14 protein-coding genes are annotated in these 12,901 nt (G+C 64.5%); 9 read left to right on the top strand and 5 right to left on the bottom strand.

Features of this window, described 5'->3' with window-relative positions; all coding sequences use genetic code 11:
• Positions 1–44: 44 nt before the first annotated feature.
• The 5 genes from JQ628_RS15290 to JQ628_RS15270 all read left to right on the top strand — a co-directional run bounded on the left by JQ628_RS15290 (position 45) and on the right by JQ628_RS15270 (position 4,018).
• Positions 45–926 carry a DMT family transporter gene (locus tag JQ628_RS15290; RefSeq protein ID WP_212223404.1) on the top strand — a complete coding sequence of 294 codons (882 nt, stop codon included), beginning with the start codon at positions 45–47 and terminating at the stop codon, positions 924–926.
• Between the two features lie 94 nt (positions 927–1,020).
• Positions 1,021–2,757 carry a YbaL family putative K(+) efflux transporter gene (gene ybaL / locus JQ628_RS15285; protein ID WP_212223485.1) on the top strand — a complete coding sequence of 579 codons (1,737 nt, stop codon included), beginning with the start codon at positions 1,021–1,023 and terminating at the stop codon, positions 2,755–2,757.
• Entirely contained in the window at positions 2,714–2,971 is a 258-nt protein-coding gene (locus JQ628_RS15280; protein ID WP_212223403.1) for a hypothetical protein, read from the top strand. Before ybaL ends, JQ628_RS15280 begins: the two co-directional genes overlap by 44 nt.
• Positions 2,972–3,255: 284 nt before the next feature.
• Positions 3,256–3,672: a hypothetical protein gene (locus JQ628_RS15275; RefSeq protein WP_212223402.1), complete on the top strand. Its 417-nt coding sequence runs from the start codon at positions 3,256–3,258 to the stop codon at positions 3,670–3,672.
• 130 nt (positions 3,673–3,802) lie between these two features.
• Positions 3,803–4,018 carry a hypothetical protein gene (locus JQ628_RS15270; protein ID WP_212223401.1) on the top strand — a complete coding sequence of 72 codons (216 nt, stop codon included), beginning with the start codon at positions 3,803–3,805 and terminating at the stop codon, positions 4,016–4,018.
• A gap of 168 nt (positions 4,019–4,186) precedes the next feature.
• On the opposite strand, the gene JQ628_RS15265 is transcribed toward JQ628_RS15270, so the two are convergent.
• The 3 genes from JQ628_RS15265 to JQ628_RS15255 form a co-directional block, all read right to left on the bottom strand.
• On the bottom strand, positions 4,187–4,651 hold the full coding sequence (locus JQ628_RS15265; protein ID WP_212223400.1) for a hypothetical protein: 465 nt from the start codon (positions 4,649–4,651) through the stop codon (positions 4,187–4,189).
• Between the two features lie 99 nt (positions 4,652–4,750).
• Positions 4,751–5,086: a DUF883 family protein gene (locus tag JQ628_RS15260; protein WP_212223399.1), complete on the bottom strand. Its 336-nt coding sequence runs from the start codon at positions 5,084–5,086 to the stop codon at positions 4,751–4,753.
• Between the two features lie 81 nt (positions 5,087–5,167).
• The gene (locus tag JQ628_RS15255) at positions 5,168–6,226 is read right to left on the bottom strand and encodes an AI-2E family transporter (protein WP_349628066.1); all 1,059 of its coding nucleotides are present in this window, start codon (positions 6,224–6,226) and stop codon (positions 5,168–5,170) included.
• A 417-nt stretch (positions 6,227–6,643) separates the two neighbouring features.
• On the opposite strand from JQ628_RS15255, the gene JQ628_RS15250 reads away from it, so the two are divergent.
• The gene (locus tag JQ628_RS15250; protein ID WP_212223398.1) at positions 6,644–7,429 is read left to right on the top strand and encodes a L,D-transpeptidase; all 786 of its coding nucleotides are present in this window, start codon (positions 6,644–6,646) and stop codon (positions 7,427–7,429) included.
• Positions 7,430–7,438: 9 nt separating this feature from the next.
• A complete protein-coding gene (locus tag JQ628_RS15245) occupies positions 7,439–8,068 on the top strand; it encodes a DUF2865 domain-containing protein (protein ID WP_212223397.1) in 630 nt (209 codons plus the stop codon).
• 107 nt (positions 8,069–8,175) lie between these two features.
• On the opposite strand, the gene JQ628_RS15240 is transcribed toward JQ628_RS15245, so the two are convergent.
• Positions 8,176–10,269: a methyl-accepting chemotaxis protein gene (locus JQ628_RS15240; RefSeq protein WP_212223396.1), complete on the bottom strand. Its 2,094-nt coding sequence runs from the start codon at positions 10,267–10,269 to the stop codon at positions 8,176–8,178.
• Positions 10,270–10,482: 213 nt separating this feature from the next.
• Here JQ628_RS15240 and JQ628_RS15235 point away from each other — a divergent pair, with 213 nt between their 5' ends.
• Complete coding sequence (locus JQ628_RS15235) at positions 10,483–10,638, top strand: Thivi_2564 family membrane protein (protein WP_212223395.1); 156 nt, start codon at positions 10,483–10,485, stop codon at positions 10,636–10,638.
• Positions 10,639–10,793: 155 nt separating this feature from the next.
• On the opposite strand, the gene JQ628_RS15230 is transcribed toward JQ628_RS15235, so the two are convergent.
• Positions 10,794–10,994 (bottom strand): CsbD family protein, encoded by a 201-nt coding sequence (locus tag JQ628_RS15230; protein WP_212223394.1) that lies wholly within the window; start codon positions 10,992–10,994, stop codon positions 10,794–10,796.
• Between the two features lie 218 nt (positions 10,995–11,212).
• Between JQ628_RS15230 and JQ628_RS15225 the strand changes: the two genes are divergently transcribed.
• Positions 11,213–12,901 (top strand): methyl-accepting chemotaxis protein, encoded by a 1,689-nt coding sequence (locus tag JQ628_RS15225; RefSeq protein ID WP_212223393.1) that lies wholly within the window; start codon positions 11,213–11,215, stop codon positions 12,899–12,901.

Genomic DNA, 12,901 nt, shown 5'->3' with positions numbered 1-12,901 from the left:
CGGCGATATAGGGACGGCATCTGCCGCCTGCTAAGCGCTAGGCCATGGATACGAATCGTCGCGACCAATGGATCGGCTCGCTCTGCCTTGTCGTGACCGCCACCGGCTGGGCGCTCAACTGGCCGTTCATGAAGTTCCTGCTGCGCGAATGGCCGCCGCTGTTCGCGCGCGGTCTTGCCGGCACGCTGGCGGCGGTGATCCTCGCCGCGCTCGCGCTCGGCCGCGGCCAGTCGCTGGCCGTGCCGCGCGAGTCGATCCCGCGGCTGATCTTCGCCTCCTTCACCAACGTGTTCGCCTGGATGGGCTTTGGCACCATGGCGATGAACTACGTCACGGTGGGCGAGGGCGCGCTGCTCGCCTACACGATGCCGATCTGGGCGATGCTGTTCGCCTGGCCGATCCTGCACGCACGTCCGACCGTTCGCGACATCGCAGCGCTGGTGCTCGGCATCGTCGGCGTCGCGGTGCTGCTGGGCGCGAACGGCTATTCCTTCACGGCCGACAAGCTGACCGGCATCGCGCTCGCGCTCGCCTGCGCGATTCTGTTCGCGCTCGGCAACACACTTAATCGCAATCCATTGCCGATGCCGCCGCTGGCCGTGGTGGCCTGGCAGGTCGGCCTCGGCTGCCTCGTGATGCTGGTCCTCGGCGTCGCCTTCGAACAGCCGAACTATGCCGCGATCTCGCCCACCGGCATCGCCTGCTTCATCTACATGACGCTGGTGCCGATGGGCCTCTGCTATCTCACGTGGTTCGAAACCCTGCGCCGTCTGCCGCCGGCATCGGCTTCCACCGGCATGCTGCTGGTGCCGGTCATCGGCGTCGTTTCCGCCGCGTTCATTCTGGGCGAGCCGCTGGGCCTGCGCGAAATAGCCGCGATGGCGCTGACGCTGGGCGGCGTGACGCTGGCGCTGCGGCGGGCGTGAAGCGGTACCCGCTTCGGCGCCCATCAAATTGTTGCGACCTTGCCGCATCAATTCGTCGCGGTGCATCGGCGGCGAGGCCGTGAAAAGAAGCATGATGCTGCATGAAACACCTCTCATCGCCACCATCGTCGCCGGCCTTGGACTAGCTTTCGTATTCGGGACAGTCGCCCAGCGCTTCGGCATTCCGCCGCTGGTCGGCTATCTCCTTGCCGGCGTCGCGGCAGGGCCGTTCACGCCCGGCTTCGTCGCCGATCAGGCGCTCGCCAACGAACTGGCGGAACTCGGCATCATCCTCCTGATGTTCGGCGTCGGGTTGCATTTTTCCCTGAAGGATCTGCTTTCGGTGAAGGCGATCGCCGTGCCCGGCGCGATCGTCCAGATCGCGGTTGCCACGCTGCTTGGCCTCGGCCTTGCGCTCGCCAAGGGTTGGACCGTCGGCGCGGGTCTCGTCTTTGGCCTGGCGCTGTCGGTTGCGAGCACCGTGGTCCTGCTTCGCGCCATGCAGGAGCGCCGCCTGATGGAGACCGAGCGAGGCCGGATCGCCGTCGGCTGGCTGGTCGTCGAGGACCTTGCAATGGTGCTCGTCCTCGTCCTGTTTCCCGCCCTGGCGAGCCTTCAGGAGGGCAGCACTACCGCGCCGGTTGCCGGCCGGCTTGCCGCCGATCTAGGCCTCGGGCTTGCCGGCGTGCTGCTGCTGACGTTCGTCAAGATTGCCCTGTTCATCGGCCTCATGTTGGTCGTGGGGCGCCGGCTGATCCCGTGGATCCTTCACTACATCGCGCATACGGGATCGCGCGAGCTGTTCCGGCTTGCCGTGCTGGCGATCGCGCTCGGCGTCGCATTCGGGTCGACAAAACTGTTCGATGTGTCGCTGGCGCTCGGCGCCTTCTTTGCCGGGATGATGCTCCGGGAATCTCCGCTCAGCCAGCGTGCGGCGCAGGAATCGCTGCCCCTGCGCGACGCCTTCGCCGTCCTGTTCTTCGTATCCGTGGGAATGTTGTTTGATCCCACCAGCGTGATCCGCGAACCCCTGCCGCTGATCGGCACGCTCCTGGTCATCATCCTCGGAAAATCGCTCGCTGCCTTCGTCATCGTGCTGGCATTTCGCCATCCGGTCTCGACCGCGCTGACCATCTCGGCGAGCCTTGCCCAGATCGGCGAATTCTCCTTCATCCTCGCCGAGCTTGGCGTGGCGTCGAATCTGCTTCCAAAGGAGGGGCGCGACCTGATTCTCGCGGGCGCGATCTTTTCCATCATGCTCAATCCGCTGATCTTCTGGATCGCCGATCGCTTGACGGCCCGTGCGAAAGAACAGCGCGCGTCGCCTTCGGCCGCTCGCGCCACCGCCGCCAAGATTCCGATTCCCATGACGAAACTGGCGGATCATACGATCCTGGTCGGATATGGCCGTGTCGGCAGCCTTGTCGGCGCTTCCCTGAAGCAGAAGAACCTGCCGTTTCTTGCGGTCGAAGCTGCGGATGCGGCGCCGGAAAAGCTCAAGCAGAGCGGTATCGAGATCATCACCGGCAACGCCGCGCGGCCGGATGTGCTCAGCGCCACCAATCCGGCGGGCGCGCGAAATCTGGTCATCGCCATTCCCGAGGCATTCGAGGCCGGCCAGATCGTTCAGCAGGCCCGCGCGGCCAATTCCGATCTGAGGATCATTGCACGGGCGCATTCGGACGCCGAAGTGGATCACCTCCAGAAACTGGGCGCCGATGTCGTCATCATGGGCGAACGGGAAATCGCGCATGCGATGATCGAGGAACTGGACAGGAGGAGCGACGATGTTGCCGATTCCAGGAAGGCCGCGAGCGGTTCGGGCGTTTGAGGTGATTACCCCGGCGGGCCGGGTGTATCGCTACCCGCGTCCGTCCTTGTTGCAGCATTTGGCCGCCTGGCTGTCCTTGCATGCCAACACCATTGCCGTTTCCGTCGCGATCCTGACGCTGATCTATGCGGCGGGATTTGCGGCAGAGGCGCTCGATCGTTCGGCATTCAGTCAGTGCAATGACGCGTCCACAGTGCCGACCGGGACTTCGTAGGCGGTCCGCGACGGCGAAGGCGCAAGCGATCCTGCGCTATGGCGTGGAGGCAAAAAAGAAGGGCGCGACCGGCATCACCACGATCGCGCCCCTCGTCGCCGGTCAATGGGGCAGGGGGGATAACCGGCTGCTGGGATGACTCCCAAGCCCCCGAGTCGGTTCCTGCCGGCCGACAATTTTTTTCGAAATTCTTTGGACACGGTTAAGTGATTGAGCCGTGGCAGAACTGCGGCCGACAAATCTGCGTTGTTCCCGCAATCGCCAGGGGCGAGGGACGAACGCTCATGCCACAGATTTCAAAAGCTATTTTCGCTGTGCTGGCTGCCTCGCTGACGGTGGGCGCCGTGCAATTTGCCACCGGCCAGGAGGTCGCAACCGGCCAGGAGTTCGCCGGCCGCTTCGAGGCGGTGACGGCACCTGCCGGTACCGATATCAACCGCGCCGCCAAGATGGACCGGCAGGCTACGGTTCCCGCGCCCGCGCCCACCCGGACGATTTCGCTGAAGGTCGACAGCATGGCCGACACCTCGGTGCTGGTCCGGGTTCCCGTCGCCAAGGAAGCGCGCAACCTGACCCCGACCCCGGCGCCCAAGCAGGCCCCTCGCAAGCCGGACCGCAAGATGGCGATCGCCTGCGAGCCGACGGTCAGCGTGCTGACGGAAGTGGCGAAGCTGCTACAGCCCGGCCGCTGCGTGACGTGAACATCCCCTTCGGCAGGTTCGCCGCACGCGCGGTTCGCGTGAACATATGTTCATGACCGTGGATAAAGCCTCACGAAGTTCCGATTGAATGTGGGGCTGCGCCGCTTAGCTCCTCCCTCAGGAGGACACCATGAAGCAATCCCAGCACTTTCTCGACAATGCGGAGAACTGCGCGCAGCTTGCCGAGCGCGCAACGAACGACCCCTCGTACAACAGGTACAAGCGGATGGAAGCCGCATGGCGCGCGCTGGCGAAAGAGCAGGACTGGCTGGACGGCGAAGTCTCGCCGATCGCCGTCACCGGCGCTGGACGCAAGACCTCACCGCACTCACCGCCATCGTCCTGAAGGGCGCGCTTCTCCGTCGTCCCTGCGAACGCAGGAACCCATACGCCGCGGCAGAGGTTGTTCTGGAATACCGGTCGACGACTTTGCTTCAACAATCGGCGCCGGTGGCTATGGGTCCCTGCTTTCGCAGAGACAACGGCAGAGCGTGGGGCCGCATCGTCCCACGCCTCACTCCGCCGGCACATCCGCCTCACGGCTGGCGGCGGCATTGCGGCTTGCCAAAAATCCCAGGGCGATACCGCCGACCGCCAGGATCGGCACCAGCCGCTTGACGCCGATCGCCCGCACCACCTGGAGGGCCGCGGCCATCAGCATGGGATCGCTCAGCACGGTCTGCGCCGCCGATCTGGCGGAGCGGGCCGCTTCCTTTGCCGCCTGCTCGGCGCGCAGGCGGATCTGGCGCTTGCGCAGCATGTAGCTGCCGGCCGCGATCAGCGTCACCACGAAGAAGATCGCAGCACCCGTAAGGCAGGCTTCCACCGTCCCGTAATTCTGCTGCACGAACACGAATGCCGCCGCGCACAGGAATGAGGTGGTGACGAACAGCGCCACCGCCGCCGCGGCCGCCAGCGAAGTCAGCCGCAGCGCGGTGCCGGTCGAATCCCTGACGTCATCGATGAGCCGTTGCAGCATGGGCGCGCCTTGTCCTGTAAAGCACGTCGACGAACGCTGCCGCGGTTCGCCAGCGCCGCCATCGCCACACGAATTTTGCCCGCATTGCCATCGTATGCCTCAACGCCGCCAGGCGATGCCGATCAGGAAACCGATGCCGAGCGCGATGCCGACGGTCGCGAGCGGGCGCTGCGTGATCGCGTCTTCCAGCGTCTCCTCCAGAGAACTGGCGGCATCCTGCGCCGCATCCATCATCGCACTGCCGCGTTCGGTCATGTCGTCGAAGGCGGATTCCGCGCCGGCGCGGGCCTGCTTGTAGCCGCTGCGCGCCTGCTTGCGGGCGTCCGTGGCAAAGCTGTTGATCGCTTCGGTGATCTGGTCGGTGAGGGCGGCGATATCGTTCTTCACGGCTTTGACGTCTTTCTGGAGGCGCTCGTAGGTGGCTGTATCACTCATGTTTTTCTCTCCCGCGCGGGCTGGAGCTTGTTCGCCGGAAGAACGCGCCGCACCGAGCTAAAGTTCCACCGCCGAAACCGGTCAATCGCCCGGCAGCTGCGGCGAATCGACCGGCATCAGATGCTCTTTCAGGATCAGCGCCACGATCAGCAGCGGCGACGACAGGAAGCCGCCCATCGGGCCCCACAGCCAGGTCCAGAACGCAAGCGCCAGCAGCACCGCAAGCGCGTTCAGCGCCAGCCTTCGGCCGATGATCGTCGGCGTGATGAAGTGCCCTTCGAGGAAGGTGATAGCCATGAAGGCCAGCGGCGCGACCATCGCCGCGCTCAACGTCGGCAGGGCCACGATGCCCACCGCCACCAGCACGGCGAACATCGCGACAGGACCGATATAGGGCAGATAATTGAGGGTCGCCGCCAAGGCGCCGAGCCCGGCCGGATTGGGCATGCCGGCCGCCGCGCAGACGAGGCCGGTCGCGATCCCGACGCCGGCGTTGATCAACGTGACCGTGATCAGGTAATCGCCGAGATGCACCTCGATCTCGTTGAGAATCCGCAGCGTGCGCAGGCGGGACGTGCGGTCGCCGAAGGTCATGATCAGGGCGCGCCGCAGGTCTTTCCAGCTCGCGATGAACATCACGAGGGTGGCGAAGAACAGCAGGAATTCCGCAAAGGTCGGCGAGAGGAATTCGAGCGCCGGCTGCACCCACTCGACCTTGGGAAGTTGAAGGCTGGCCAGCGGATCCGAACTGCCAAGCATGCTTTGTAGCTCGTGCCAGAGCGCCAGCGGCCGGTCGAAGTAGTGCATCTTGTCCTTGAAGCGCGCGCTGAGCTCGGGCAGCCGGCCGCTCCATTCGATCATCGGCGTGGAGATCAGGCCGACGATGAAGACGCCGAGCGCGGTGACGCCGAGCACGATCACCACCGACCCGACCGCGCGCGGAATTTTGTAGCGCTCAAGAAAGCCGGCAGCCGGCGACAGCATCGTGCCGACAACGAAGGCGGCTACCACCGGCAGGAAGAAGGCCTTTGCGACGTAGAGAACGGCCGTGACGGCGATGACCAGAAGTCCGACCAGGGCGATGGCAACCACCTCCTGGCGGCGGATCACCGGGGGCTGTTCGGCCGCGCTGTCGGGCACGGGCGTGCCCTGAACCTGCGGGTTGCCGTTGGACTCCTTCTTTCCGTTGGATTCCTTCGCGTAGTCCTTGCCGGAATTTTCCCTCGGCTTGCCGGAAGCGGTCTGCGCGATGCGCTCCTTGGCGCGCTCCGCATCCTTGTCGCTGGGATGCTGGCCAAGCAGCGAACGTTCATTGGGAAGGACACGCACAATGGTTCTCCCCGCGCGAGCGCGATCGACAAAGGTTCGACGTCGCTGCTTGCGAATCCAAACTCGCCGGCTTAACGGCGGGCAAGCGCAACGGTTCCATCGCGCAGCCGTGAGGTGCTTTCGCTTGACAGTGAAGAGGGCCGGCAATCGCCGGCAGGAACTGCGAAGCCCTTCGTGGCGTTTGTGGTGCAGAGCATCGACGTGATGCGCATCCCAATGGGGCCTCACATGACTACCTCGTCCTCGCTTTCCCGCCGGCCGCCGTCGCGCCGGATCAGCGTGCTCGCGTTCGCCACCGCGGTCTTCATTGCACCCGCGATGTTCGCCATGGCGGCCAACGCCCAGACCCTCGGCTACGCACCGGTGCCGCCAGGCTCGTTTCCGTCCGACTACGTGACCTCGGACGAAGGCGAGGGCAGCGCGATCCCCGAACGGCTGCGCCGCGCGGTCGTCGCGTTCTCGACCTCCGAGCCGCCGGGCACCATCGTGATCGATAGCGGCAATACCGCGCTCTATTACGTGCTCGGCCAGGGCCGTGCGATCCGCTATGGCGTCGGTGTCGGACGCGAAGGTTTCACCTGGTCCGGCGTGCAGACCATCAGCCGCAAGGCGGAGTGGCCGGACTGGCATCCGCCGGCCGAGATGATCGCGCGCCAGCCCTATTTGCCGCGCTTCATGGCGGGCGGTCCCGGCAATCCGCTCGGCGCGCGGGCGATGTATCTCGGCTCCAGCCAGTACCGCATCCACGGCACCAACGATCCCTCGACCATCGGAAAATTCGTCTCGTCGGGCTGCATCCGCCTCACCAATGAAGACGTTGTCGATCTCTTCAGCCGGGTTGACGTCGGAACGAAGGTCGTGGTGCTGCCGAAGAACGCGCCGCACATCGCAGCAAGGCCGGTCGAGGCTGCGGATACACGCACCAGCATCACCGTACGCCCGGTGCGCCCCGCGATGGCCACGCTGCCGTCGGGCCGTCAGGTGACGAATCTCGTGCCGCCGCAGAGCTATTGAGGTGACCTGATGAAGCAGCGCGCAATCAGGCGATGGGCGATCGGAACGGGGATGGTGCTTTGCCTGTCGCTCGCCTCCGCCGCGCAGGCGCAGGACTTCTTCTCGCAATTGTTCGGCGGCTTTGGCCGTTCGCGCGGTCCAGTCATCCGCATGCCGTTCGATGACGGACCTCCGGTGCAGCGAAGCGAGGGCCGGCGCTATGGCGGTGGCGGCGGTCAGGCCTATTGCGTGCGTACCTGCGACGGCCGCCATTTCCCGATCACCGGATCGGACAAAGAGAGCCGCGCCACGTCCTGTAGCAGCCTGTGTCCGGCGAGCGAGACCAAGGTGGTCTACGGCAGCAGCATCGACGATGCCGCCACCGACAACGGAAAGCCCTACACCGAACTGCCGAACGCCTTCCGCTACCGCAACGAGCTCGTCTCAGGCTGCACCTGCAACGGCAAGGATGCGCTGGGCCTGGCGCAGGTCAAGATCGAGGATGATCCGACCTTGCGCAAGGGCGACATCGTCGCCGGCGAGAACGGATTGTTGGTCGCAACCCGTCCCGACAAGCGCGGCGCCGAGCTGAAATTCTCTCCCGCCTCCGACCGCATCAAGTCACGCTATCAGCGCGCGCCGATCGTGGCGCGGGAGTAGTCTCGGTCGTCATGCCCGGGCTTGACCCGGGCATCCACGTGCTTTGCTATATCGAAGGAAGGTCGTGGATGGCCGGGACAAGCCCGGCCATGACGAGTGGAATGAGATCAAGCCGCCCGGATCTTGCCGAGGAAGTTTGTGACCTGGCTTCCGAGCTGCCGGCTCTGGGTTTCCAGCGTCTCGGAGGCCCGCTTGACGTCGTCGGCGGCAGCAGCGGCCGCATCGGCATCCGCCTTCACGCCGCTGATGTTCTCCGAGACGTTCCTGGTGCCCTGCGCCGCGAACTGCGTGCTGCGGGTGATCTCCTGGGTCGCGGCGCCCTGTTCCTGCACGGCGGCGGCGATTGCGGTCGCGACCTCGTTGACCTCGCCGATGATGCCGCCGATGTTCTTGATGGCATCGATGGCCTCGCCGGCGACCTTCTGGATGTCGGCGATCTGCTCCGAGATTTCTTCGGTCGCTTTGGCGGTCTGGCTCGCCAGCGACTTGACCTCGGAAGCGACCACCGCAAAGCCGCGGCCGGCTTCGCCCGCGCGCGCCGCCTCGATGGTGGCGTTGAGCGCCAGCAGGTTGGTCTGCGCCGCGATCGTATTGATCAGGCCGACGACCTCGCCGATGCGGCCCGCCGACTTCGCCAGGCCCTGCACGGTGCCGTCGGTCTCGCGGGCCTGGTTGACGGCGCGGCTCGCAATGCCGGCGGCGTGCGCGGCCTGCTGGCTGATGTCGTTGATCGAGGCGGAGAGCTCTTCGGAGGCTGCGGCCACGCTGTCGACGCTCATGGACGCATCGCCGGAGGCCTTTTCGGCGACCTGGACACGCTCGTTGGTCTGGCGCGATACCGTCGACAGGCCCGCCGAGGTCGTGCGCATCTGGCCGGAGGCATCGCCGAGCTGGGCGAGCGACTCGCGGACCACGCTCTCGAATTCGCCGACATAGTTCTCGATCGCCTGCTGGCGTGTCGCCGCGCCGGCATTGCGCTCGCGCTCCTGCGCCTCGATGCGGGCCTTGTCCATCGCCTGCTGCTTGAAGGTTTCCAGCGCGCCGGCCAGCGCACCGATCTCGTCGCTGCGGGCGGCATAGCCGGTGTCAACGGTGAGATCGCCGCCGGCGACCTTCAGCATCGCATCGCGCATGTTGTGCAGCGGCGTGATGACGCGGCGGCCCACCATGATCATGGCGCCGACGGTCAAGGCGATCGCGCCGAGCAGCAGCAGGAGCTGTGCGATCAGCGAGTTGCGGGCGGAAGCATATTGCGCGAGCGAATGTTCCTTGGCGGCGTCGAGCGCGGCTTCGGCGACATTGACGGCGGCACCCAGGCGTCCGACCGTGATCGGGCTCCACTGGTTGGCAGTCAGTTCGGCTTTTTCGCCCGCGAGCGAGGCCGCCAGGAGACGGTCACGCAAGTCGAGGTACTGCTGCTCGAAATAGGCGGTCTTGGTCGCCGTCATCGCATTCGCGAGCGCCGGCGGCAATTGCATGCCTGACGCGGTCAGTTGCAGCGCATTCCAGACTGCATCCGTGCCGCCGGTGAACTTGGTGTAGTTCACCTTGTTTTCGGGCGAAAGCTTGCCGGCGGCAAGGCCGTTCGAAATGATCAGCGAAGCTTCGCCGGCGGTGTTGCGCAGTAGCCAGGCGATCTGCTTGATCGCGAGCAACTGGTCGATCACGGCGTCCTGATGGTTGACGGTGGCGGCGAGCGCTCCCGACAATTTGTCGAGCGTCTCGAGCAGCACGCTCGTCGTGTCCATGTATTCCTTGGCCAGCGTCGGCCGCCGCGACGCCTTGGGCTTGCCGATCTCGCCCCAAAATTCCTTTTGCAGCGCGCTCAGCGTCTTGAACAGGCGGTCGAACTCGGGGACCAGCGTCTTCTGCTGTGCGAATTCGATCGTCGGGAGCACTGCAAGCGCGCTGGTCATCGCCGGCATTTCCGTGTCGCGCAGGCCACGCAGATATTTCTCGATATCCGCATCCAACGGCGCATCGGAATTCAGCAGGCGATTGGTCGTCGACCGATCGGTACGCAGATTGTGCATCGCCTTGAACAGGTTCGCCGAGGCGTCGGCGATGACGGAAATCCGGCCCGCCACTTGCAGGCGGCCCCAGGAATCCCAGGCGTTGAGCGAGAAGCCGACCACGACACAGAAGGCGGTGGTCAGGATAACGGTTTTCAGCAACGCGGATACGGTCAGACGATTGAGCATGGAATCCCCCAGCGGTTCCCGCGCATTTGGACCGAAAAGGGTAAAAATCTGGAAAGCATACGTGCCGTAAAACTACGGAATCATTGAAATCATTTTGCTTTTCGGAGGTGGAGGGGCCTGGTTCCGCAACCGGAACTTGCGGGCAGCCTCACGCGTTAAGGCATTGTTAACAGTACGGTCGTCTTCGCAGTCATTTCCGGAAGGGGTTTTGGGATGCTCATCGGTGCCCTCATCACGTTCGTCGTCGTCATCCTCGTTCTCTACCTGATCAACCTGTTGCCGCTCGATGGCCGCGCCAAACAGATCGCGCGCGTCGTCGTGATCATCATCGGCATCATCTCGCTGTTGAAATACATCGCGGTGATATAGGGCGGCAGCTCCCTCGTCATTGCGAGCAAAGCGAAGCAATCCATCTTTCCTCTTGCCGAACCATGGATTGCTTCGTCGCTTTCGCTCCTCGCAATGACGATTTGAGGCAACAAAAAGCCCCGGCGAATGCCGGGGCTTTTCCTGTGCAGCCGAACCTACTTCAGCGTCTTGAACCAGTCGTCCACGTCCTTGTGGATCTGATCCTTGGCATAGCCGTAGCGCTGCTGGAGCTTGCCTTCGAGTTGCTCGCGACGGCCTTCGATCACGTCGAGGTCGTCATCGGTGAGCTTGCCCCATTTCTCCTTGGCGGAGCCCTTGAACTGCTTCCAGTTGCCTTCGACCCGGTTCCAATCCATCGTCGTCTCCCTTGATGTTGAGATCGTTGAGATGATGCGTCAACGGACGGCAAGCGAGGGAGTTCCTGTTGTTGCATGCGGCAACATGCGCGCATCGACGCACCTCCATTGCATGCAACGGCACACTGAAATTTAACGGTATCAGCGATACCATCACAGGCTGATTCCCCGGTTTTACCCGCGTTTGAGCTGAATTCGATTTTGAGGACACACCGTCCATGAATCTTCGTCTAACGATTGCGCGCGCCATGGTGCTGTTCGGGCTCGTCACCACAGCGGGACTTGCCGCCGTGGTTTTTACGGGGATTTACGCGCTGAGCGAAGTGAAGGTCGGCGGCCCGCTCTACGACAAGCTCAAGCTCGGCAATGATCTGATCGCCGACATCCTGCCGCCGCCGGAATATGTCATCGAGTCCTATCTTGAGGCGACGCTCGCCCTGAACAATGCGGGCGACCTCGCCAGGCGCCGCGACCGGCTGGCTCAGTTGAAGAAGGAGTATGACGAGCGCCACGCGTTCTGGGTGACGTCGGACCTCGATCCTTCCATCAAGGCCAAGCTGGTCCAGGATTCGCATCGCGAGGTGCAGCGCTTCTGGAACGCCATCGAGCAGGGCTTGCTGCCGGCTCTGGCGAAGGCAGACACTGCGGCCGCGGCAAAATCCTATGCGGAGATCACCTCGGCGTATCTTGCGCACCGCCATCTGATCGATGAGATCGTCAAGAAGACCACCGACGACAACGCGGCGACCGAAACGGCGGCGACCCGGCGGGTCGCGACTTTCACGATGATGCTCTGGATCATTTCGGGAGCGGTATTCCTGATCATCGGCATCGGCCTTGCCGGCGTCGGCCTCGGCGTCATCCGGCCGATGACGGGAATGACCGGCGTGATGGCGCGCGTTGCGGGCGGCGATCTCGATATCGAAATCCCCTCGCTCAATCGTGCCGACGAAGTCGGCGCCATGGCTCGCGCCGTGCAGGTGTTCCGGGAAAATTCAGCGCGCGTACAAGCGATGGAAGCCGAGCAGGCCGACCTGAAGCTGAAGGCCGAAGAAGAGCGCAAGGCGACGATGGGGCGCGTCGCCGACGGGTTCGAACAGGCCGTCGGCAAGATCGTCGAAGCCGTCTCGTCGGCGTCCCTTGAGATCGAGACCGCTGCCGGCAGCCTGACCCGGACTGCCGATACCAGCCACAAACTCACCGCCACCGCCGCATCCGCTTCCGACAGCTCGTCAGGGAGCGCGCGGTCGGCGGCGACAGCTTCGGAAGAGCTGGCGTCGTCGGTCGGCGAGATCAGCCGCAAGGTCAAGCAGTCGGAGGACATCACCCACGCCGCCGTGCGTCAGGCCGAACAGACCAATGACCGCATCACGGAGCTTTCACAGGCCGCGAGCCGCATCGGCGAGGTCGTGCAGATGATCGCGGCTGTTGCCCAGCAAACCAACCTGCTCGCGTTGAACGCCACGATCGAGGCGGCACGCGCCGGCGAAGCGGGTCGCGGCTTTGCGGTGGTGGCTTCCGAGGTCAAGGCACTCGCAACGCAAACCGCAAAGGCAACCGATGAAATCGGCACGCAGATCACCCAGATGCAGTCGGCGACGCAGCAGTCCGTGGCGGCCATCAAGGCGATCGGCGCGACCATCGGAGAGATCAGCGAGATCTCGACCGCGATCGCGGCGTCCGTCGAGCAGCAGGGTGCCGCGACGCAGGAAATCGCGCGCAATATCCAGGCGGCCGTGCAGGGCACGATCGAGGTTGCCGAGTGCCTGACCAAGGTCAACCGTGGTTCGGCCGACACCAGCGCGGCGGCCGAGCAGGTCCACGGCTTCTCCCGCTCGCTGTCCCAGCAAGGCAGCGCCCTCAAGCTGGAGGTCGGCAAATTCCTGGAAAAGGTCCGCGCAGCCTAA

This window comes from Bradyrhizobium lablabi, assembly GCF_018129385.1.
In the GTDB taxonomy this organism is placed as follows: Bacteria; Pseudomonadota; Alphaproteobacteria; order Rhizobiales; family Xanthobacteraceae; genus Bradyrhizobium; species Bradyrhizobium lablabi_C.
Note: the sequence above shows the minus strand (reverse complement) of the source record. Positions and strands in the feature narration are given on the sequence as shown.

Coding starts and splice junctions, on each gene's coding strand:
- JQ628_RS15245 (WP_212223397.1), top strand. CDS start 7,439: ATGAAGCAGCGCGCAATCAGGCGATGGGCGATCGGAACGGGGATGGTG.
- JQ628_RS15235 (WP_212223395.1), top strand. CDS start 10,483: ATGCTCATCGGTGCCCTCATCACGTTCGTCGTCGTCATCCTCGTTCTC.
- JQ628_RS15290 (WP_212223404.1), top strand. CDS start 45: ATGGATACGAATCGTCGCGACCAATGGATCGGCTCGCTCTGCCTTGTC.
- JQ628_RS15230 (WP_212223394.1), bottom strand. CDS start 10,994: ATGGATTGGAACCGGGTCGAAGGCAACTGGAAGCAGTTCAAGGGCTCC.
- JQ628_RS15265 (WP_212223400.1), bottom strand. CDS start 4,651: ATGCTGCAACGGCTCATCGATGACGTCAGGGATTCGACCGGCACCGCG.
- JQ628_RS15280 (WP_212223403.1), top strand. CDS start 2,714: ATGTTGCCGATTCCAGGAAGGCCGCGAGCGGTTCGGGCGTTTGAGGTG.
- JQ628_RS15225 (WP_212223393.1), top strand. CDS start 11,213: ATGAATCTTCGTCTAACGATTGCGCGCGCCATGGTGCTGTTCGGGCTC.
- JQ628_RS15240 (WP_212223396.1), bottom strand. CDS start 10,269: ATGCTCAATCGTCTGACCGTATCCGCGTTGCTGAAAACCGTTATCCTG.
- ybaL (WP_212223485.1), top strand. CDS start 1,021: ATGCTGCATGAAACACCTCTCATCGCCACCATCGTCGCCGGCCTTGGA.
- JQ628_RS15270 (WP_212223401.1), top strand. CDS start 3,803: ATGAAGCAATCCCAGCACTTTCTCGACAATGCGGAGAACTGCGCGCAG.
- JQ628_RS15250 (WP_212223398.1), top strand. CDS start 6,644: ATGACTACCTCGTCCTCGCTTTCCCGCCGGCCGCCGTCGCGCCGGATC.
- JQ628_RS15260 (WP_212223399.1), bottom strand. CDS start 5,086: ATGAGTGATACAGCCACCTACGAGCGCCTCCAGAAAGACGTCAAAGCC.
- JQ628_RS15275 (WP_212223402.1), top strand. CDS start 3,256: ATGCCACAGATTTCAAAAGCTATTTTCGCTGTGCTGGCTGCCTCGCTG.